General features: G+C 57.2%; 22 protein-coding genes. 14 read left to right on the top strand and 8 right to left on the bottom strand.

Going from position 1 to position 19,104, the window contains the following annotated elements:
• The first annotated feature begins 277 nt into the window (after positions 1–277).
• The 3 genes from zapG to degS all read left to right on the top strand — a co-directional run bounded on the left by zapG (position 278) and on the right by degS (position 3,382).
• The gene (zapG, locus tag AC559G_RS22145) at positions 278–676 is read left to right on the top strand and encodes a Z-ring associated protein ZapG (RefSeq protein WP_095847101.1); all 399 of its coding nucleotides are present in this window, start codon (positions 278–280) and stop codon (positions 674–676) included.
• Between the two features lie 211 nt (positions 677–887).
• Positions 888–2,255 (top strand): serine endoprotease DegQ, encoded by a 1,368-nt coding sequence (gene degQ / locus AC559G_RS22150; protein WP_498914732.1) that lies wholly within the window; start codon positions 888–890, stop codon positions 2,253–2,255.
• Between the two features lie 92 nt (positions 2,256–2,347).
• Complete coding sequence (gene degS, locus AC559G_RS22155; RefSeq protein ID WP_498914734.1) at positions 2,348–3,382, top strand: outer membrane-stress sensor serine endopeptidase DegS; 1,035 nt, start codon at positions 2,348–2,350, stop codon at positions 3,380–3,382.
• 95 nt (positions 3,383–3,477) lie between these two features.
• Here degS and murA read toward each other — a convergent pair whose 3' ends face one another.
• The 7 genes from murA to mlaF form a co-directional block, all read right to left on the bottom strand.
• Positions 3,478–4,743 carry a UDP-N-acetylglucosamine 1-carboxyvinyltransferase gene (gene murA / locus AC559G_RS22160; RefSeq protein WP_095847098.1) on the bottom strand — a complete coding sequence of 422 codons (1,266 nt, stop codon included), beginning with the start codon at positions 4,741–4,743 and terminating at the stop codon, positions 3,478–3,480.
• Positions 4,744–4,798: 55 nt separating this feature from the next.
• On the bottom strand, positions 4,799–5,053 hold the full coding sequence (gene ibaG / locus AC559G_RS22165) for a BolA family iron metabolism protein IbaG (protein ID WP_095847097.1): 255 nt from the start codon (positions 5,051–5,053) through the stop codon (positions 4,799–4,801).
• 195 nt (positions 5,054–5,248) lie between these two features.
• Positions 5,249–5,557: a lipid asymmetry maintenance protein MlaB gene (gene mlaB, locus AC559G_RS22170; RefSeq protein WP_462614542.1), complete on the bottom strand. Its 309-nt coding sequence runs from the start codon at positions 5,555–5,557 to the stop codon at positions 5,249–5,251.
• Positions 5,557–6,189 carry a phospholipid-binding protein MlaC gene (mlaC, locus tag AC559G_RS22175; RefSeq protein ID WP_498914736.1) on the bottom strand — a complete coding sequence of 211 codons (633 nt, stop codon included), beginning with the start codon at positions 6,187–6,189 and terminating at the stop codon, positions 5,557–5,559. Before mlaC ends, mlaB begins: the two co-directional genes overlap by 1 nt.
• A gap of 14 nt (positions 6,190–6,203) precedes the next feature.
• Positions 6,204–6,752 (bottom strand): outer membrane lipid asymmetry maintenance protein MlaD, encoded by a 549-nt coding sequence (mlaD, locus tag AC559G_RS22180; protein WP_279026263.1) that lies wholly within the window; start codon positions 6,750–6,752, stop codon positions 6,204–6,206.
• A gap of 4 nt (positions 6,753–6,756) precedes the next feature.
• Positions 6,757–7,539: a lipid asymmetry maintenance ABC transporter permease subunit MlaE gene (gene mlaE, locus AC559G_RS22185; RefSeq protein WP_498914737.1), complete on the bottom strand. Its 783-nt coding sequence runs from the start codon at positions 7,537–7,539 to the stop codon at positions 6,757–6,759.
• A gap of 8 nt (positions 7,540–7,547) precedes the next feature.
• The gene (gene mlaF, locus AC559G_RS22190; RefSeq protein WP_498914739.1) at positions 7,548–8,360 is read right to left on the bottom strand and encodes a phospholipid ABC transporter ATP-binding protein MlaF; all 813 of its coding nucleotides are present in this window, start codon (positions 8,358–8,360) and stop codon (positions 7,548–7,550) included.
• A 366-nt stretch (positions 8,361–8,726) separates the two neighbouring features.
• Between mlaF and AC559G_RS22195 the strand changes: the two genes are divergently transcribed.
• From AC559G_RS22195 to npr, 11 genes are all read left to right on the top strand, one after another.
• Positions 8,727–9,713, top strand: coding sequence for a sodium:calcium antiporter (locus AC559G_RS22195; protein ID WP_498914740.1), 987 nt, complete (start codon positions 8,727–8,729; stop codon positions 9,711–9,713).
• A gap of 101 nt (positions 9,714–9,814) precedes the next feature.
• Positions 9,815–10,801, top strand: a complete 987-nt coding sequence (gene kdsD, locus AC559G_RS22200) for an arabinose-5-phosphate isomerase KdsD (protein ID WP_438599356.1) — start codon at positions 9,815–9,817, stop codon at positions 10,799–10,801.
• A gap of 75 nt (positions 10,802–10,876) precedes the next feature.
• Positions 10,877–11,431: a 3-deoxy-manno-octulosonate-8-phosphatase KdsC gene (gene kdsC / locus AC559G_RS22205; RefSeq protein WP_498914742.1), complete on the top strand. Its 555-nt coding sequence runs from the start codon at positions 10,877–10,879 to the stop codon at positions 11,429–11,431.
• Positions 11,428–12,006: an LPS export ABC transporter periplasmic protein LptC gene (gene lptC / locus AC559G_RS22210; RefSeq protein WP_279026278.1), complete on the top strand. Its 579-nt coding sequence runs from the start codon at positions 11,428–11,430 to the stop codon at positions 12,004–12,006. The genes kdsC and lptC overlap by 4 nt, the downstream gene beginning before the upstream one ends.
• Positions 11,975–12,514 (top strand): lipopolysaccharide ABC transporter substrate-binding protein LptA, encoded by a 540-nt coding sequence (gene lptA, locus AC559G_RS22215; RefSeq protein WP_095847087.1) that lies wholly within the window; start codon positions 11,975–11,977, stop codon positions 12,512–12,514. Before lptC ends, lptA begins: the two co-directional genes overlap by 32 nt.
• 6 nt (positions 12,515–12,520) lie before the next feature.
• Positions 12,521–13,246, top strand: a complete 726-nt coding sequence (gene lptB, locus AC559G_RS22220) for an LPS export ABC transporter ATP-binding protein (protein ID WP_498914744.1) — start codon at positions 12,521–12,523, stop codon at positions 13,244–13,246.
• Between the two features lie 47 nt (positions 13,247–13,293).
• Entirely contained in the window at positions 13,294–14,727 is a 1,434-nt protein-coding gene (rpoN, locus tag AC559G_RS22225) for an RNA polymerase factor sigma-54 (RefSeq protein WP_279026285.1), read from the top strand.
• 23 nt (positions 14,728–14,750) lie between these two features.
• The gene (hpf, locus tag AC559G_RS22230) at positions 14,751–15,038 is read left to right on the top strand and encodes a ribosome hibernation promoting factor (RefSeq protein WP_095847084.1); all 288 of its coding nucleotides are present in this window, start codon (positions 14,751–14,753) and stop codon (positions 15,036–15,038) included.
• A 248-nt stretch (positions 15,039–15,286) separates the two neighbouring features.
• Positions 15,287–15,748, top strand: coding sequence for a PTS IIA-like nitrogen regulatory protein PtsN (gene ptsN / locus AC559G_RS22235; RefSeq protein WP_438599357.1), 462 nt, complete (start codon positions 15,287–15,289; stop codon positions 15,746–15,748).
• Positions 15,749–15,878: 130 nt separating this feature from the next.
• Positions 15,879–16,733, top strand: a complete 855-nt coding sequence (gene rapZ, locus AC559G_RS22240) for an RNase adapter RapZ (protein WP_438599358.1) — start codon at positions 15,879–15,881, stop codon at positions 16,731–16,733.
• Positions 16,730–17,002: a PTS phosphocarrier protein NPr gene (gene npr, locus AC559G_RS22245; protein WP_438599359.1), complete on the top strand. Its 273-nt coding sequence runs from the start codon at positions 16,730–16,732 to the stop codon at positions 17,000–17,002. Before rapZ ends, npr begins: the two co-directional genes overlap by 4 nt.
• Before the next feature lie 161 nt (positions 17,003–17,163).
• Here the strand turns inward: npr and AC559G_RS22250 are convergent, their stop codons facing one another.
• Positions 17,164–19,077 carry a BglG family transcription antiterminator gene (locus AC559G_RS22250; protein WP_498914746.1) on the bottom strand — a complete coding sequence of 638 codons (1,914 nt, stop codon included), beginning with the start codon at positions 19,075–19,077 and terminating at the stop codon, positions 17,164–17,166.
• Positions 19,078–19,104: the final 27 nt, after the last annotated feature.

Consider the following 19,104-nt stretch of genomic DNA (forward strand, 5'->3'; position numbering starts at 1 on the left):
TTTAGCCTTTTTATCAATCAAGCTGCGGCCTGCATGCCACCTCCGCCACATCTTGAAATCTAATTACGGCTAATATTTATTTTGCCAATTTTCGACGCTTATCGGCGCTGCTTCGCACCGTTATCGCCACCGTTATCGCCACTGCGATAACCACTGTGCCCCGCCGAGCCGCGGGCAAAAGCGCATCAGGATTCCACTTGGACAAGGTTAACGGTTATAGTGGACATTATTAAATGAAAAATCCCTGCGGAACAACGAAGTCAAAATAGGAGTCATCATGACCTGGGAGTATGCGCTGATTGGTTTGGTGGTCGGTATCGTCATCGGTGCGGTAGCGATGCGTTTTGGTAACCGTAAATTACGTCAACAACAGGTTCTGCAAAACGAACTGGACAAGAGCAAAGCCGAGCTTGAAGAATACCGCCAGGAGCTGGTTGGCCACTTCGCCCGCAGCGCCGAGCTGTTGGATAACATGGCGCGCGACTACCGCCAGCTGTACCAGCACATGGCGAAAAGCTCGAATAACCTGCTGCCGGATCTGCCGATGCAGGATAACCCATTCCGCTATCGCCTGACCGAGTCCGAAGCGGATAACGATCAGGCGCCGGTCGAGATGCCGCGCGACTACTCTGAAGGCGCCTCCGGCCTGCTGCGCGGCGAGCCGCGCCGCGACTAATCTTCTGGTTTCAGCCCGTGGGCTCGCTCCCCCACGGGTTTTACCTTCCGCCCGCTTGATTATCCCCCGCCCGCCGTCACGCTATCCTTTACGGACCTTTACGGAACCCGGTGAACTTTTCACGCAAATTCACGGTCTTAGAGTTCACCAGCATGTCGTCTGTATTCTATTATCATTATTACACCAGCAAGTATTGAGAGAGTTATCATCAATGAATAAAAAATCTTTAATCCTTAGTATATTAGCGATGGCTATCGGTTTATCCGTCGCCGCTGTGCCGGCCGCCAACGCCACGCTGCCGGTGGCCGTTCAGGGGCAACAGATGCCGAGCCTGGCGCCTATGCTGGAAAAAGTCTTGCCTGCGGTGGTCAGCGTCCATGTTGAAGGCACCCAGGTACAGAGCCAGCAGTTGCCGGAAGAGTTCAAACGCTTCTTCGGCCCAAATTTCCCCACCCAGCGGCAAAACGCCCGCCCGTTTGAAGGGCTGGGTTCCGGCGTGATTATCGACGCCGCCAAAGGCTATATCCTCACCAACAACCACGTGATCAACAACGCCGACAAAATCAAGGTGCAGTTGAACGACGGGCGCGAGTTTGACGCCAAGCTGATCGGCCGTGATGAACAAACGGATATCGCCCTGCTGCAGGTGAGCGCCACCAACCTGACCGCCGTGAAAATGGCCGATTCCGACCAGTTGCGCGTCGGTGATTTCGCCGTTGCCGTGGGTAACCCCTTCGGCCTCGGCCAAACCGCCACCTCCGGCATTATTTCCGCGCTGGGGCGCAGCGGTTTAAACCTGGAAGGACTGGAAAACTTCATCCAGACCGATGCGTCAATCAACCGCGGCAACTCCGGCGGCGCGCTGGTCAACCTTAACGGCGAGCTGATCGGCATCAATACCGCCATCCTGGCGCCTAGCGGCGGCAACGTCGGCATCGGCTTTGCCATCCCAAGCAACATGGCGCAGAAACTGAGCCAACAGTTGATTGAGTTCGGCGAAGTGAAACGCGGCCTGTTGGGCATCAAGGGCAGCGAGATGACCGCGGAAATGGCGAAAGCATTTAATACCACCGCCCAGCGCGGCGCCTTTGTCAGCGAAGTCATGCCGAAATCTGCCGCCGCGAAAGCCGGCATCAAGGCCGGTGATATTCTGACCTCCATCGATGGTAAGCCAGTGAGCAGCTTCGCCGAACTGCGTGCCAAAGTGGGCACCACCGCGCCGGGCACCACCATCAAAGTTGGCCTGCTGCGCGACGGCAAGCCGCTGGAAGTGGCCGTTACGCTGGAAAATAGCGAAAGCGCCAGTACCAATGCCGAAACCCTGTCGCCGGCCCTGCAGGGCGCATCGCTTAGCAACGGCGCGTTGGCGAGCGGCGATCCGGGTGTGAAGATCGACAACGTGGCCAAAGACAGCCCGGCTGCACAGGCTGGCCTGCAGAAAGGCGATGTGATCATCGGCGTTAACCGCCAGCGTGTGAAAAACGTCACCGATCTGCGTAAGGTGCTGGAAGCCAAGCCGCCGGTGATGGCGCTCAACATCGCCCGCGGCGGTGAAACGCTGTATCTGCTGTTGCGCTGATTTGGGTTAAACAACCGGGCACGGTAACATTACTGTGCCCGGTTAACTCATGTTATCCTCCGTGGATAACTTCTCTCACATACTAAAACCCCATGTTCGCTAATCTGTTACGTTCTATCGTTATTGGTCTGATCGTCGCCGGGCTGCTGCTGGTCGCCCTGCCCATGCTGCGCCACACCAATAGCCTGTTTGCAGAAAAGCGTGAGAACACCAGCAGCGAAGAGCCACTGAGCTTTAATAAGGCAGTGCGCCGTGCCGCGCCTGCGGTGGTCAATATTTACAACCGCAATGTCGACGGTTCCGTCAATGCCCTCTCGCTCGGCTCGGGGGTGATCATGAACGAGCGCGGTTACATCATCACTAACCGCCATGTGATCAAAGACGCCCAGCAAATCACCGTGGTGCTGCAAGACGGGCGCAAGTATGAAGCTTTGCTGGTCGGCTCTGATGGCCTGACCGATCTGGCGGTGTTGAAAATCGCCCCGGGCAATTTGCCGGTCATCCCGATCAATGCCCAGCGCGTCGCACACGTCGGCGACATCGTGCTCGCCATCGGCAACCCCTATAACCTGGGGCAAACCATCACGCAGGGGATCCTCAGCGCCACCGGGCGTATCAGTATGAGCACCACCGGCCGCCAAACCTTCCTGCAAACCGATGCCTCGATTAACCACGGCAACTCCGGCGGTGCGCTGGTGAACTCCGTGGGCGAACTGATTGGCATCAATACCCTCACCTACGACAAAATCACCGACGGCGAAACCCCTGAAGGGCTGGGCTTTGCCATCCCGGTCGCGTTGGCCACCAAGATCATGGATAAGCTGATCCGCGACGGCCGGGTGATCCGCGGCTATTTCGGCATCAACGGTGCCGAAACCCTGCAGGGCGGCATCATGGTCACTAAAATCGAACAAGACGGCCCGGCGGCCAACGCGGGGTTGCGCGTTAAAGACATTATCATCAAGGTCGACAATAAACCGGCGGTATCGGTGCTGGAAACCATGGACCAGGTGGCGGAAATCCGCCCGGGTACCGAGATCCCAGTGGTGGTGGTGCGCAGCGGTAAACCGATGACGCTGAAAATGGTGGTGGGCGAGTTCCCTGAGTACAGTGATTCAAACAGCTAACGGCCGGCATCGGCCCATTGTCGCCGTCGCCATAAAATAAAACCCCCTCTCACGCTTGGCGAGAAGGGGTTCGGCAAACCACCGTTGGGCAGCGATTACTCGTCTGTTTCTTTCACTCGCTCGATATTGGCGCCCAACGCGCGCAGCTTGTCTTCAATACGCTCATAGCCACGATCGATGTGATAAATACGGTCAACCGTCGTCACGCCGTCGGCAATACAGCCGGCTAACACTAGGCTGGCGGAAGCGCGCAAATCGGTCGCCATCACCTGCGCGCCGGAAAGCTGCTCAACGCCATGGCAAATCACAGTGTTGCTTTCGATTTCCGCACGGGCGCCCATACGAATCAGTTCAGGCACGTGCATGAAGCGGTTTTCAAAGATAGTTTCGGTGATTACCCCCGTGCCTTCCGCCACCAGGTTCAATAGGCTGAACTGCGCCTGCATGTCGGTCGGGAAGCCGGGATGCGGCGCCGTGCGCACGCTGACCGCCTTCGGGCGTTTTCCATGCATGTCCAGGCTGATCCAGTCCTCGCCGACTTCGATATCCGCCCCTGCTTCGCGCAGTTTCGCCAGCACCGCATCCAGCGTGTCTGGGCGCGTGTTGCGGCAAATCACTTTACCGCCGGAAATCGCAGCAGCCACCAGGAAGGTCCCGGTTTCGATACGGTCTGGCAACACGCGGTACACGCCGCCGCCCAGGCGCTCTACGCCCTCGATGGTGATTTTATCGGTACCCGCGCCGCTGATTTTGGCGCCCAGGGTGTTGAGGAAGTTCGCCGTATCGACGATTTCCGGCTCACGCGCGGCGTTTTCAATGATGGTGGTGCCCGTCGCCAGCGTTGCTGCGCTCATGATGGTGACCGTCGCGCCCACACTCACTTTATCCATGACGATATGCGCGCCCTTCAGGCGGCCATCGACAGAGGCCTTGACGTAGCCTTCTTCAAGCTTGATCTCGGCGCCCAGTTGTTCAAGGCCGGTAATGTGCAGATCGACCGGGCGGGCGCCAATTGCGCAGCCGCCGGGAAGGGAAACCTGGCCACGGCCAAAGCGCGCAACCAGCGGGCCTAGCGCCCAGATGGAAGCGCGCATGGTTTTCACCAAATCGTACGGCGCGCAGTACTCATCAACGCCGCTGGCATCCACATACACGGAACCATTGCGCTCAATTTTGGCACCCAATTGATTGAGTAGCTTAATGGTGGTGTCGATATCCCTCAGTTTGGGAACATTCTGCAGCTCGACCGGCTCTTCCGCCAGCAAGGCGGCAAACAGAATTGGCAGGGCGGCATTTTTCGCCCCGGAAATAGCCACTTCCCCACTCAGGCGGGTCCGGCCCTGCACACGAAATTTATCCATTTGACTACTCTCAGTTATTCATTCAACAAGCCGCTAGCCGAAGGGACGAGCCGCCTTAAAATCCATTGAGTTTGCGATCACGCTGCCACTCTTCCGGCGTAAAGGCCTTGATCGACAAGGCATGGATGCGGTTATCAGCGATATACTCCATCAGCGGCGCATAAACCGTCTGCTGTTTTTTTACGCGGCTCATCGCGGCAAACATCTCACCCACGACGATCACCTGAAAGTGACTGCCGTCACCCGAAACATGTACTTCATCCAGTGCCAACGCGTTCATCAGCACGTCTTTAATTTCATTATTTTCCATAGTATCCAGTTCTGCTGCAAAAGGATCATAAACAGCCTGACATCTTAGTGGAATACGGCGCGTTCTTAAACCAAAGAAAAACGCACAAAGGCGGGGGCTGGAGTTTTTATTGCTGCGGAGCGGGTGTGGAACACGCGATAAAAAAATGCCGGTCATGCATAGCTGACCGGCATGTGATTGCCAGGTGATGGGGCGTTACGCTTCTTGCACAGCGCCCACCGGCATGATGTCGCGCAGATTATAGAGCGTAATCAGGGTGTTGAGCTTATCGGTAACCCCATCGATACGCAGATCCACGCCGCGCTGCCGCTGCTGTTCGCGCAGATGCAGCAACAGCGCCAGGCCGGAGGAATCAACGCGCTGCAGTTGCGCCACGTCGATGGCCTTTTTGCCGGCCAGCAGCTTATCGCGCTGCTGCCACAGCGGCAGCAGGGTATCGCGATCTAGGTAGCCGCTTAGCACCAGCCGATCCTGCTGTTCCTCAAAACGCAGTGCGTCCGCCATTACTTTTTCTGATCCAGCGTAATCGGCTGCTGTGCAGCGGCCTGCAGTTGTTTCGTCAGCCCGTCCACACCGGCGGTGCGCAGGGTGGAGGCCCATTCGTTCTGTTTGGTGGTGATCATGCTGACGCCTTCGGCAATCATATCGTAAGCCTGCCAGTAGCCCGTGCGGGTATTTTTGCGCCACTGGAAGTCCAGGCGCACCGGCGGGCGGCCGCCGTTATCAATGATGGTAACGCGGATAGCGATAATGCTGGCATCGCCCAACGGCTGTTGCGGCGCAATCTGGTACGTTTGCCCATGATACAGCGCCAGCGCCTGACCGTATGCCTGCTCCAGATAAGACTGGAACGCGGTGAAGTAGGCTTCACGCTGCGCCGGGGTCGCGTCTTTGTAATAACGTCCCAGCACCAATGCACCCGCATATTTCACCTGCACATACGGCATCAGTTCTTCATGCACAATGGTACGCAGATAGTTGGGATCCTGCTTGATTTTCGGCTGTTCGTTTTTCAGGCGATCGAAGGTTTTCTGTGCCGCCTCTTGCATCATGCTGTAGGGGTTGGTCTGATCTGCCGCCATTGCCAGCGGGGCAACTACGGCCAGCAGAGCGACCATCATTAAACGTTTAAACATGCAGGCTTCCTCTCTCAGTGTTCAGGGGTCGGTTGCGGTGCGCTACCGTTAGTAGGTGCCGCGGCCGCGTCTTCCGGTTTGGCTGCGCTGTCCTGGCCGCCGCTTTTATACAGGAATTGGCCGATCAAATCTTCCAGCACCATGGCGGATTTGGTGTCTTGAATAGAGCCGCCGTTCTTCAGAATGGCCGTGCCCATTTCCGGATCCTCAAACCCCATGTTCAGCGCCAGATACTGCTCGCCCAGCAGGCCGGAGGTGCGGATCGCCAACGAACTGGTATCGGGAATGTGGTTGTATTGCTCTTGAATATCTATCGCCACCCGCGGGGTATAGGTATTGGGATCGAGCGAAATATCCGCCACGCGCCCAATCACCACGCCGCCGATCTTCACCGGGGAACGCGCTTTCAAACCGCCGATATTGTCGAAGGTGGCGTAGATGCGATAGGTGTGTTCGCTACCGATTGATTTCAGGTTGGCCACCTGCAGGCAGATAAAAATGATGGCGCCCAGCGCAATCAGCATGAATAGCCCAACCCAGATTTCACTCTTCTTCGTTTGCATCGAATCAATTCCCAAACATCAGTGCTGTCAGCACGAAATCCAATCCCAGCACCGCCAGCGACGAGTGCACCACGGTACGGGTCGTTGCCCGGCTAATTCCTTCGGAGGTCGGAATGGCATCGTAACCGTTAAAGATAGCAATCCAGCTAACGGTAATGGCAAACACCACGCTTTTGATCAGGCAGTTGAGCAAATCCTGCCGCCATTCGACCGCCCCTTGCATCGCCGACCAGAAAAAGCCGCTGTCGATGCCCTTCCAATCCACACCCACCACCGAACCGCCCCAGATGCCGACGGCCACGAAGATGATCGTCAATAACGGCATGCTGATAAGCCCGGCCCAAAAGCGGGGGGAAACAATACGGCGCAGCGGATCGACCGCCATCATTTCCAGGCTGGAGAGTTGCTCCGTCGCCTTCATCAAGCCGATTTCCGCCGTCAACGCTGAGCCGGCGCGGCCGGCGAACAGCAACGCGGTGACCACCGGCCCAAGCTCACGCAGCAGCGACAGCGCCACCATCATGCCCAGGCTGGCTTCCGCGCTGTACGTGGTGAGCACCAGGTAGCCCTGCAGCCCCAGCACCATGCCGATAAACAGCCCGGAGACCATGATAATCAATAACGATTGCACGCCGACGTTGTATAGCTGCTTGATCAAGAGCGGCCATTGCTTACGCGGCTCAGGCCGCCCAACCAGCGCGCCGAACAACATCAAACCGGCACGCCCGAAGATGGCGCTGGTATGGATGCCGCGGCGCCCCAGGGCCGCTAACGCCTGTAATAACATAAGGATACTTACTCCCTCTTACCTAGCAGATCGGCCTGATAATCGCCGGCCGGATAACGAAACGGAACCGGCCCATCGGCAATACCATCCAGGAACTGGCGCACGCGCGCATCGGGGTTGCTTTGTAATTGCTGCGTGCTCCCATGTGCAATTACATGGTGATCGGCAATCAGATAGGCATAGTCGGCAATGCTCAGCACCTCCGGCACGTCGTGCGAAACCACAATGCAGGTGATGCCCAGCGCATGGTTCAATTCATCGATAAGCTTCACCAGCACCCCCATGGTGATAGGATCCTGGCCAACGAACGGCTCGTCGAACATGATCAAAGCCGGGTCCAGCGCAATCGCGCGCGCCAGCGCCGCACGCCGGGCCATGCCGCCGGACAGCTCGTTGGGCATCAGGTTGGCCGCCCCACGCAGCCCCACGGCCTCGAGCTTCATCATCACCGTGCTGTGCAACAGCGGCTCCGGCAAACGGCTGTGTTCCCGCAGCGGATAAGCGACGTTTTCAAACACGCTCAGATCGGTAAACAGCGCGCCCGACTGGAACAGCATGCTCATTTTTTTACGTGCGTGATACAGCTGGTGCCGCGAGAGCGCCGGGATATTATCGCCATCAAACCAGATTTCACCGCGATCGGGCGCCAACTGGCCGCCAATCAGGCGCAGCAGCGTAGTTTTGCCTATGCCGGACGGCCCCATGATCGCCGTAACCTTGCCACGGGGAACCACCAGGTTAATGTCTTCGAATACCAGCCGATCGCCGCGAGAAAAATGCATCCCGCGCACTTCGACCAGATTTTCTGCCTTTTGCTGCATATTGATGAGCCCTTTGCGGCATTTACTTATCCGTATGTTAAAACAATGCGCCCGATACGTCTCATTTTTACAAAAACTTACCTTCAGCCGCACGCCGAATAACGGCCGGTGAGGCCGGCGCAAAAGCGCTTATTGCAGGCCCAGCGCTGGTGCGATTCTGCTGCACCAGCGCAGCGCGATGACTGATTTTACTTTTGCCCCGCACACGGTCAAAATTAGCCACATAAATGAAAAAAACGAAGCTGTTCAAATGTTAGCCGGCAACGCTTTTATGCACCACCGCGGCCCCCAACGCCGCGCATAAAGACAGCCGCGCAGTGATTTTTAACCAACGAACCAGGATGATTATCCACTAAAGGGCTCTGCATGTTTCTCGCAATCGCGTTATTGATCGTTGGTTTATTTTTACTGGTGTATGGCGCCGACCGTTTAGTTTACGGTGCGGCCGTGATTTCCCGTTCGCTCGGCGTGCCGCCGTTGATCATCGGGATGACCATCGTCGGAATCGGCACGTCGCTGCCGGAGCTGATTGTTTCCGTCACCGCCGCGTTGAACGGGCAGATAGATATGGCAGTGGGAAACGTTTTAGGTTCCAACATTACCAATATATTACTGATTCTTGGTGTAGCCGCGCTGATTCACCCGCTTTCGGTCCAATCCGAAATCCTGCGGCGCGAACTCCCGCTAATGTTGGCAGTCACAGTGCTGTGCGGCTTCGTGCTGATGAATAACACCCTTAGCCGGCTGGACGGCCTGCTGCTGTTGGCTGCGGCGGCCGGGTTTATTCTGCTGATGTTGAAGATCGCCCGCCGGGCCCAGCAACAGGGCAGTGACAGCCTGACCGTCGAGCAGTTGGCCGAGCTGCCGCAGGACAGCAGCAATACCGTCGCCATCCTGTGGCTGGTGTTGGCGTTTATCATCCTGCCGCTCTCGTCGAAGATGATTGTCGACAACGCCACGGTGATCGCCCACTACTTCGGCCTGAGCGAACTGGTGGTCGGCCTGACGATTATCGCGGTCGGCACCAGCCTGCCGGAACTGGCCACGTCTATCGCCGGCGCGCTGAAGGGCGAAGATGACATGGCGATCGGCAACATCATCGGTTCGAATATATTCAACACGGTGATCGTGCTGGGCGTGCCCGCCCTGCTGTCGCCAGGCAGCGTTGATCCAGCCGCCTTCCACCGCGATTACTGGATCATGTTGGCGGTCAGTATCGTTTTCAGCGCGCTGTGCATCGGCCGTAAACATCGCATCGGTCATCTGGCGGGCGCTCTGTTATTATGTGGCTTTATTGCGTACCTGGCGGTGCTGTTCTTTACGCCGCTCAGTACGTTCGGCTTCGGCCAATAGCCTGCGGCAACAGACCAACGGCAACCGTGCGTGCGCCGGCCCGCTAAAACAACGCTGTTATAGCGTTAAGCGTGGCGAATACAAACCGATGGGAATGACGTATGTCGAACATTCAGTTGCAACCCGGCTTTGATTACCAGCAGGCCGGCAAAGAGGTACTGCGGCTCGAGCTTGAAGGCCTGGCCCAGCTCGATCAGTATATCAATGCAGACTTCACCCGCGCCTGCCAGGCCATCGCCGCATGCAGCGGCAAAGTGGTGGTGATGGGTATGGGCAAATCCGGCCATATCGGCCGTAAAATTGCGGCCACCCTCGCCAGCACCGGCACGCCTGCGTTTTTCGTGCATCCGGCAGAAGCCAGCCACGGCGATCTCGGCATGGTTTCCCGCCAGGACATCGTGTTGGCCATCTCCAATTCCGGTGAATCCGCTGAAATTCAGGCGCTGATCCCGGTGCTTAAACGCCAGCAAATCACGCTAATTTGCATGACCAACAACCCGGAAAGCACCATGGGGAAAGCGGCGGATCTGCACCTGTGCATTAAAGTGCCGCAGGAAGCGTGCCCGCTGGGCCTGGCGCCGACCACCAGCACCACCGCCACCCTGGTGATGGGCGATGCGTTGGCGGTGGCGCTGCTGCAGGCGCGTGGTTTTACGCCGGAAGATTTCGCCCTGTCGCACCCCGGCGGCGCGCTGGGCCGCCGCCTGCTGCTGCGCGTCAGCGATATCATGCACAGCGGCGATGAGCTCCCCTACGTCAGCGCCGAGGCTTCGCTGCGTGACGCCTTGCTGGAAATCACCCACAAAAACCTGGGCATGACGGTAATCTGCCGCGAACCGATGAAAATCGCCGGTATTTTTACCGATGGCGACCTGCGCCGCGTGTTTGACATGGGGATCGACCTCAACAATGCTAAAATCGCCGATCTGATGACGCCCGGCGGCATCCGGGTGCCCCCAAATACCTTGGCGGTCGATGCGCTGAACCTGATGCAACAACGGCACATCACCGCCCTGCTGGTTGCCGATGGCGACCAATTGCTGGGTGTGGTACATATGCATGACATGCTGCGCGCCGGCGTCGTTTAAACCGAGCGGCATTTGCCCGACCGGCCGGCTCACGGAGACAAGCGAGCGAGCATTTATCTTTTTTGAGGGAATTCAATGAGTCTGATTGAGACCTGTTACGGGCCGATAGCAAACGACGTCATGGCCCGGGCCGGGAAAATCCGCCTGCTGATTTGCGATGTCGACGGTGTACTGTCAGACGGCCTGATCTACATGGGCAACAGCGGCGAAGAGCTGAAAGCCTTCAACGTGCGCGACGGATACGGCATCCGCTGCCTGAAAACGTCGGGCATCGAGGTGGCGATCATTACCGGCCGCTCGGCGCGGCTGCTGGAGGATCGGGCGCAAACGCTGGGCATCAGCCACCTGTATCAGGGGCAGTCAGATAAGCTTTTGGCCTTCCGCGAACTGTTGGATACACTGTCGCTGGCGGCGGATCAGGTGGCCTATATCGGCGATGATCTGATCGACTGGCCGGTCATGGAACAGGTCGGGCTGGCGGTGGCCGTGGCCAACGCCCACCCATTGCTGCTGCCGCGCGCCCACTACGTTACCCGGATTGCCGGCGGCAAAGGCGCCGTGCGTGAGCTGTGTGACATCATACTGCTGGCGCAGAACAAGCTGGAGGGCGCCAAGGGGCTGTCGATATGAGCAAAACCAAACTTTGGATCACTATTGTGCTGGCGGTGATCGCGCTGTCCCTGATCGGCTGGAACATGGCGGATTTCAGCGATGACGCCACGGCGCCGGTGGTAAATGATAAAGACCCCACCTATCAGAGCCAACATACGGTCACGGTAGTGTACAATCCCACCGGCAAACTGAATTACAAACTGGTGTCGGAAGACGTAAAGTATTACGCCACGGATGAACTGAGCTGGTTCACCGCCCCCGTGATGACGCTGTTTGACGACAACGCGGTGGCCATTTGGTCGGTGCGCTCCGATCGCGCCAAATTGACCAAAGACCGGATGCTGTATCTGTATGGCCACGTCGAGGTGGACAGCCTGACCACCACGTCGCAATTGGAAAAAATTAAAACGGACAATGCTCAGGTGAATCTGGTGACCCAGGACGTGATGTCCGACGACGAAGTGACGTTATACGGCACCAATTTCACCTCTAACGGCATGAAAATGCGTGGGAACCTGCGGGCCAAAACCGCTGAGTTGATTGATAAGGTCAAGACCAACTATGAAATCCAGAACCCAAAAACAAATCCGTAATCTGTTGATCGGAAGCCTCATCCTGGCGGCAAGCGGCCCCGTGTTCGCGCTCAAGTCTGACTCCAGCCAGCCTATCAATATTGATTCGCTGCAGCAGTCCCTGGATATGCAAAACAACGTCAGCACCTTCACCGATAACGTGGTGATCAAGCAAGGGACGATCGAAATCAAAGCCGATAAAGTGGTGGTCACCCGCCCTGGCGGCGATCAAAACAAAATGTATATCGAAGCGTTCGGTAAGCCGGTCACCTTCTATCAAATGCAGGACAACGGCAAACCGGTGAAAGGCCATGCGCAGAAAGTCCGCTATGACGTGGCGCCGCAACTGGTCACCCTGACGGGCAACGCTTACCTGGAGCAGCTCGACAGCAACGTGAAGGGCGATCGCATTACCTATCTGGTTCAACAGCAGCAAATGCAGGCGTTTAGCGATAAAGGCAGCCGCGTAACGACGATCCTGGTACCGTCGCAGTTGCAGGATAAAAACGGGCAAACGAAGAGTAACTAATCACTTATGGCAACACTCATCGCAGAAAATCTGGCGAAAGCCTACAAGGGCCGCAAAGTCGTTGAAGACGTCAGCCTGAAAGTGAACTCTGGCGAGATCGTCGGCCTGCTCGGCCCGAACGGCGCAGGCAAAACCACCACCTTCTACATGGTGGTAGGCATCGTGCAGCGCGATGCCGGGCGCATCGTGATCGACGAAGAAGACATCAGCATTCTGCCGTTGCACGCCCGTGCGCGCCGCGGCATCGGCTACCTGCCGCAGGAGGCCTCGATCTTCCGCCGCCTGAGCGTGTATGACAACCTGATGGCCGTGCTGCAAATCCGCCAGGATCTGAGCAGCGAACAGCGTGAAGACCGTGCGGTGGAACTGATGGAAGAGTTTCACATCAGCCACCTGCGCGACAGCCTGGGCCAATCGTTGTCAGGCGGTGAACGCCGCCGCGTGGAGATCGCCCGGGCGTTGGCCGCCAACCCGAAGTTTATCCTGTTGGATGAACCGTTTGCCGGGGTTGACCCCATTTCCGTTATCGATATAAAAAAAATCATCGAGCACCTGCGGGACAGCGGTTTGGGCGTGCTGATCACCGACCACAACGTGCGCGAAACGCTGGACGTATGTGAACGCGCCTATATCGTCAGCCAAGGCAAATTGATTGCTCATGGCACGCCGGATGCTATTCTGGCCGATGAACAGGTGAAACGCGTTTATCTGGGTGAGGAATTCCGCCTGTAAGCACCAGCGCGTCCTGAGAGACGACTGTTAACGGAAGTAGTGAAGATATGAAGCAAGGTTTGCAACTCAGGCTCAGCCAACAGCTGGCCATGACCCCGCAGCTACAGCAGGCCATCCGTCTGCTGCAGTTGTCCACGCTCGAACTCCAGCAGGAGATCCAACTGGCGTTAGAGAGCAATCCGCTGCTTGAACAGACCGATCTGCACGACGAAGTCGACGCCAAAGAAAACAACGAAACCGAAGGGCTGGATACCCGCGAGGCGCTGGAACAAAAGGACATGCCGGAAGAGCTGCCGCTGGACGCCACCTGGGATGAAATTTACACCGCCGGCACGCCTTCAGGCACCGGCACCGACTATAGCGATGACGAACTGCCGGTGTACCAGGGTGAAACCACCCAAACGCTGCAGGATTACCTGATGTGGCAGGTTGATTTAACGCCGTTTTCCGACACCGACGCCGCCATCGCCACCTCGATCGTCGACGCCGTCGACGACACCGGCTACCTCACCGTCCCTCTGGAAGACATTCTGGAGAGCATGGGTGACGAGAATGTGACAATGGACGAGGTGGAAGCGGTGTTAAAACGCGTGCAGCGTTTTGATCCGGTCGGCGTCGCCGCGCGCGATCTGCGCGACTGCCTGCTAGTTCAGCTTTCACAGTATGCCAAAGACACGCCGTATCTGGCCGAAGCGCGGCTGATTATCAGCGATCACCTCGATCTGCTGGCAAACCACGATTTCCGCAGCCTGATGCGGGCAACGCGGTTGAAAGAAGATACACTGAAAGAAGCCATGGTGCTGATTCAGTCGCTCGATCCGCGCCCCGGCCAGTCGATCAATACCGGCGAATCGGAATATGTGATCCCGGACGTGCTGGTGCGCAAGGCGCACGGCAAATGGACGGTGGAGCTCAATACCGACAGCGTGCCGCGGCTGAAGATCAATCAGCAGTACGCCGCGCTGGGCAACAGCGCGCGCAACGAAGCGGACGGCCAGTTTATCCGCAGCAACCTGCAGGAAGCCAAATGGCTGATTAAAAGCCTGGAAAGCCGTAACGAAACGCTGCTCAAGGTCACGCGCTGCATCGTGGATCAACAGCAGGCGTTTTTCGAGCAGGGGGAAGAGTTCATGAAACCGATGGTGCTGGCCGATATCGCCCAGGCCGTGGACATGCATGAATCGACCATTTCGCGTGTCACCACGCAGAAGTTCCTGCACAGCCCGCGCGGCATTTTCGAATTAAAATATTTCTTCTCCAGCCACGTGAATACCGACAGCGGCGGCGAAGCCTCCTCGACGGCGATTCGTGCCCTGGTGAAGAAATTAATCGCGGCGGAAAACCCCGCCAAACCACTGAGCGACAGCAAGCTGGCAACCTTGCTTTCCGATCAGGGGATCATGGTTGCCCGCCGTACCGTCGCCAAGTACCGAGAGTCGTTGTCCATCCCGCCGTCAAACCAACGCAAGCAGTTGATTTGACCTCAACAGAGAAGGAAGACACTATGCAACTCAATATCACCGGCCACAATATTGACATCACCGATCCCCTGCGCGAGTTTGTGAACACCAAGTTCGCTAAGCTTGAGCAGTATTTTGATCGCATCAACCAGGTGTATGTGGTTCTCCGCGTGGAGAAAGTGCAGCAGATTGCCGAAGCAACGCTGCACGTCAATGGCGGCGAGTTGCACGCCACTTCGGAAGACGAAAATATGTATGCCTCTATCGACAGCCTGATCGACAAGCTGGCGCGTCAATTGAACAAACACAAAGAAAAGTTAAAACAATATTGATATGAAGGAGCATTCTGTTAAGGGGTGCTCCCCCAACGTAGCCGCTGGGCTACCGGGTAACCATCGGCGCGTTATTCTTGCGGATAACGCGCCGATAAGCCATCAGGGCCAAAATGCGAAAAAACCGGTTCATCAAGCCAGGCAGCGCAGGCCATTGCAGCGCGGCCAGCGGGCAACAATCCACGCGGCCTTTGGGCTCGCCACCTGCCGGCAAAACGGCTTCATGATGGTTTTTAAGTGAAAATAAAATGAACAACGAACCTATGCAACTTAGCACGGTGCTCAATATGGAGTGCACCAAAGGCGCGGTACACTGCACCAGTAAAAAACGGGCTTTGGAAATTATCAGCGAACTGGCGGCCAAACAGCTCAACCTGCCGTCACAGGTGGTGTTCGACGCGGTGCTCACCCGTGAAAGAATGGGCAGTACCGGCATTGGCAACGGTATCGCGATCCCGCACGGCAAACTGGAAGAAGATACCCTGCGCGCCATCGGCGTATTTTTGCGCCTTGAGCAGCCGATTGCGTTCGACGCCGTTGATAACCAGCCGGTGGATCTGTTGTTCGCCTTATTGGTGCCGGCCAATCAGTGCCAGGCGCATTTGCACACCCTGTCGCTGGTCGCCAAACGCCTGGGCGATAAAACCGTCTGCCGCCGCCTGCGCGCGGCGCAAAGCGATGAAGAGCTTTACCAAATTATTACCGAGTAAGCCGCCCGGCGGCGTGACTTCACGCCGCGGTAGCGATACTGTTTCAGGGAATGGATCCCGGCTAATGCCAGGATAATCATGTTTCTAACGGTGGCGATGAATGCCACTCCGATGCCAGGGGAGTTGCCACATGGTGCTGATGATAGTCAGCGGCCGTTCCGGCTCAGGAAAATCCGTCGCTCTACGGGCGCTGGAAGACATGGGTTTTTACTGCGTTGACAACCTGCCGGTGGTGCTGCTGCCGCAGCTAGCCCAAACGTTAGCGGAACGCAATAGCTCCGCGGCAGTCAGTATTGACGTACGCAATATGCCGGAATCGCCGGAAGTCTTTGAATACGCGATGACGCAGTTGCCGGATACCTTCTCACCACAGTTACTTTTCCTCGATGCCGACCGCAATACCCTGATCCGCCGTTACAGCGATACCCGCCGCCTGCATCCCCTCTCTAGCAAAAACCTGTCGCTGGAAAGCGCGATCGACGAAGAGAACGATCTGCTCGAACCGCTGCGTTCACGCGCCGATCTGATTATCGACACTTCGGAAATGTCGGTGCATGAGCTGGCGGAAATGCTGCGCACGCGCCTGCTGGGCAAACGCGAACGCGAGCTGACCATGGTGTTTGAATCCTTTGGCTTTAAGCACGGTATCCCGATCGACGCCGACTACGTGTTCGACGTGCGCTTTCTGCCGAACCCGCACTGGGATCCTAAGCTGCGCCCGATGACCGGGCTGGATAAACCGGTCGCCTCGTTCCTCGATCGCCATACCGAGGTGCACAATTTTATCTACCAGACGCGCAGCTATCTGGAGCAGTGGCTGCCGATGCTGGAAACCAACAACCGCAGCTACCTGACGGTGGCTATTGGCTGTACCGGCGGTAAACATCGCTCGGTGTATGTGGCTGAACAACTGGCCGACTATTTCCGTTCACGCGGGAAAAATGTGCAATCGCGCCACCGCACGCTGGAAAAACGCAAACCATGACGGTCAGGCAAACGGTAGAAATCAAAAACAAGCTTGGCATGCACGCCCGCCCGGCGATGAAGCTGTTTGAGCTGGTGCAAAGCTTTGACGCCGAAGTGATACTGCGCAACGACAGCGGCACCGAGGCCGAAGCCAGCAGCGTGATTGCGTTGCTGATGTTGGATTCCGCCCAGGGGCGGCAGATCGAGGTGGAAGCCAGCGGGCCGGAGGAAGAAAAAGCCCTGGCAGCCGTGATCGAGCTGTTCAACGCCGGGTTTGATGAGGATTAGCGCCACTCCCGCCCTTTTCCCTCCTTTTCCCTCACCCCAACCCTCTCCCAAGGGGAGAGGGGGTAGTTCAGAGTCGAAGGAAGGTTCACTCCAAAAGCACTAGCCTTACAGCGTACGCCCCCTCTCCCTATGGGAGAGGGCCGGGGTGAGGGTGAAGGGCATTAAATCCGGCTCAGGCAATCCAGCGCCACCGATTTAAAACTGTCGAAATCCTCACTGCCCAGCAGACGGCTCATTGAGCGTTCGCGCACAAAGGTCACGAACAGCTCGTAAATCGCCATCGCCTCTTCGTAATCGCTTTTACTGATCGCCAGCAGGAAAATTACATACGCCCGCTCGCCGTCGCCCCAGGCGATGCCCTGCGGCGCCAGGATGGTCACCACCACGGTTTTCTTCGCCAACAACCCGAGTGAGTGCGGCAGCGCAATCCCCTCGCCCAACAAGGTGGAAACAATCGCCTCACGCTCCACCACCGAAGGGTAAAAATCATCGCCGACGTAGCCTTCCTGCTCCAGCAGATCGCACACTTTCTTGAACAGGCTTTTTTGATCGAGCGGCTCATTGATCACCATAAAATGGCCGGCGTCGAAAAACTTCTCCAGCATATATGGCTTAGTGCGATCGACCAGCACCAGCTTGCCGAGCTGCTCCAACTGATACTCCGTCGGAAACGGCGACATCACCACCACCGGCTTGTTTTTCTCACTGACGCGGGCGTTGGAAATCACAAAATCTTCTTCGATCTGCGGCAACACTTCGTAGTCGCGCAGCGAAACAATGCGCGTCATCACCAACTGCGGGAACTTGCGCGCGATTTGCGCCTGGATCATCCGCACCGTCGAATTGCCGGTATCGCATACCAGCATCACCTGCGGATAGCGCTCGTAGCCAATGTTGTAGTGCCGTTCCAAGCCCACGCCGATATGTAAAACCAGATAGCCGATCTCATTCTCGCTCAGAGTATAGGGCGTGTATTTGCCCCAACTGGTGACCGCCGCCAGCGTCACGTCATAGGCCATTGGGTAATGTTGTTTGATATTGGCCAACAGCGGATTGGGGATGTTGATCTGGTATTTCACCCGGGTAATCATGGTCTTGATATGGGTGAGCAAATCGGCGCGCAGTTGCTTGTCCCCTTGCAGGTTATAGTTATAGTGCGCGTTGATATACGCCAGAATGTAATCCACCAGCGCTTCTTCATCGTCGGCGTTGATTTCCGTCGGGCGCACCTCCTGCACCCTGCGCGCGGCGATATTCACCCGCAGGTAGGCTTCCTCCGCCGGTGAGATCTCTTTGCCGGCCAGCTTGCGCAACTCCCCGGCCAGCCAGACAGACACTTTGCGCACGGCTTCGTCACCGTCCTCCACGTCGAAATCCGGCAGTGGGTAACCGTCGCGAATGCGGCGCAGCGCCACCGCGCAGTAAAAAATCAGGTACTGTTCGCTCTCGTCGGTCAGACGGATGGCGTACTGCGACATCAGCGGGTGCAGCAAGCCGGCAAAGGTCGCCACCTGCGGCTGGTGTAGAATATCGTTCTCCAGCAGCGGGTTTTCCGGATCGTCCAGGTGCAATTGAAATAGCAGGTCCGTCAGGCAGTCGCGAATCGCCTTTTCAGGCCCGAACAGTTTCATACCGTAGCGCGGCCTGGCCTCAATGGTTAAAGCGTACTGCGCCAGCCGCTCACGCACCTCCGCCATATCACTTTGCAGCGTGCCACGGCTGACGAACCATTCATCAGCCAGATCCTCCAGTTTCAGCGAGAAGGCCGAGGTCAAAAAACGAATCAGCAACGCGTGCACCCGCTCCTGGGCGCTGCGCGGCGTAGCGCGCCGTTTCTTTTCCTGCTGCAGGGTACCGAACAGGGCGGCGTCATTCACCTGCAGCCGGTAGCCCTCTCCGCGGCTATGCATAAAGCGCGCGCCGTATTGCTCCAGAATATCGTTGAGCGCAGCAATATCAGCGCGCACCGTACGGGTCGATACGGAAAAACGCTTCGCCAGCTCATCCTGCGGCAGGGTTTCAGCCTGCAGCGCATCAAACAGATAAGCCAAACGCGGGTACGGAAATCTCACCATGCTCTTTCCATTGTCTAAGTGCCCGCC

Origin of the sequence: Gibbsiella greigii (assembly GCF_039540155.1) — a bacterium.
GTDB lineage: Bacteria > Pseudomonadota > Gammaproteobacteria > Enterobacterales > Enterobacteriaceae > Gibbsiella > Gibbsiella quercinecans.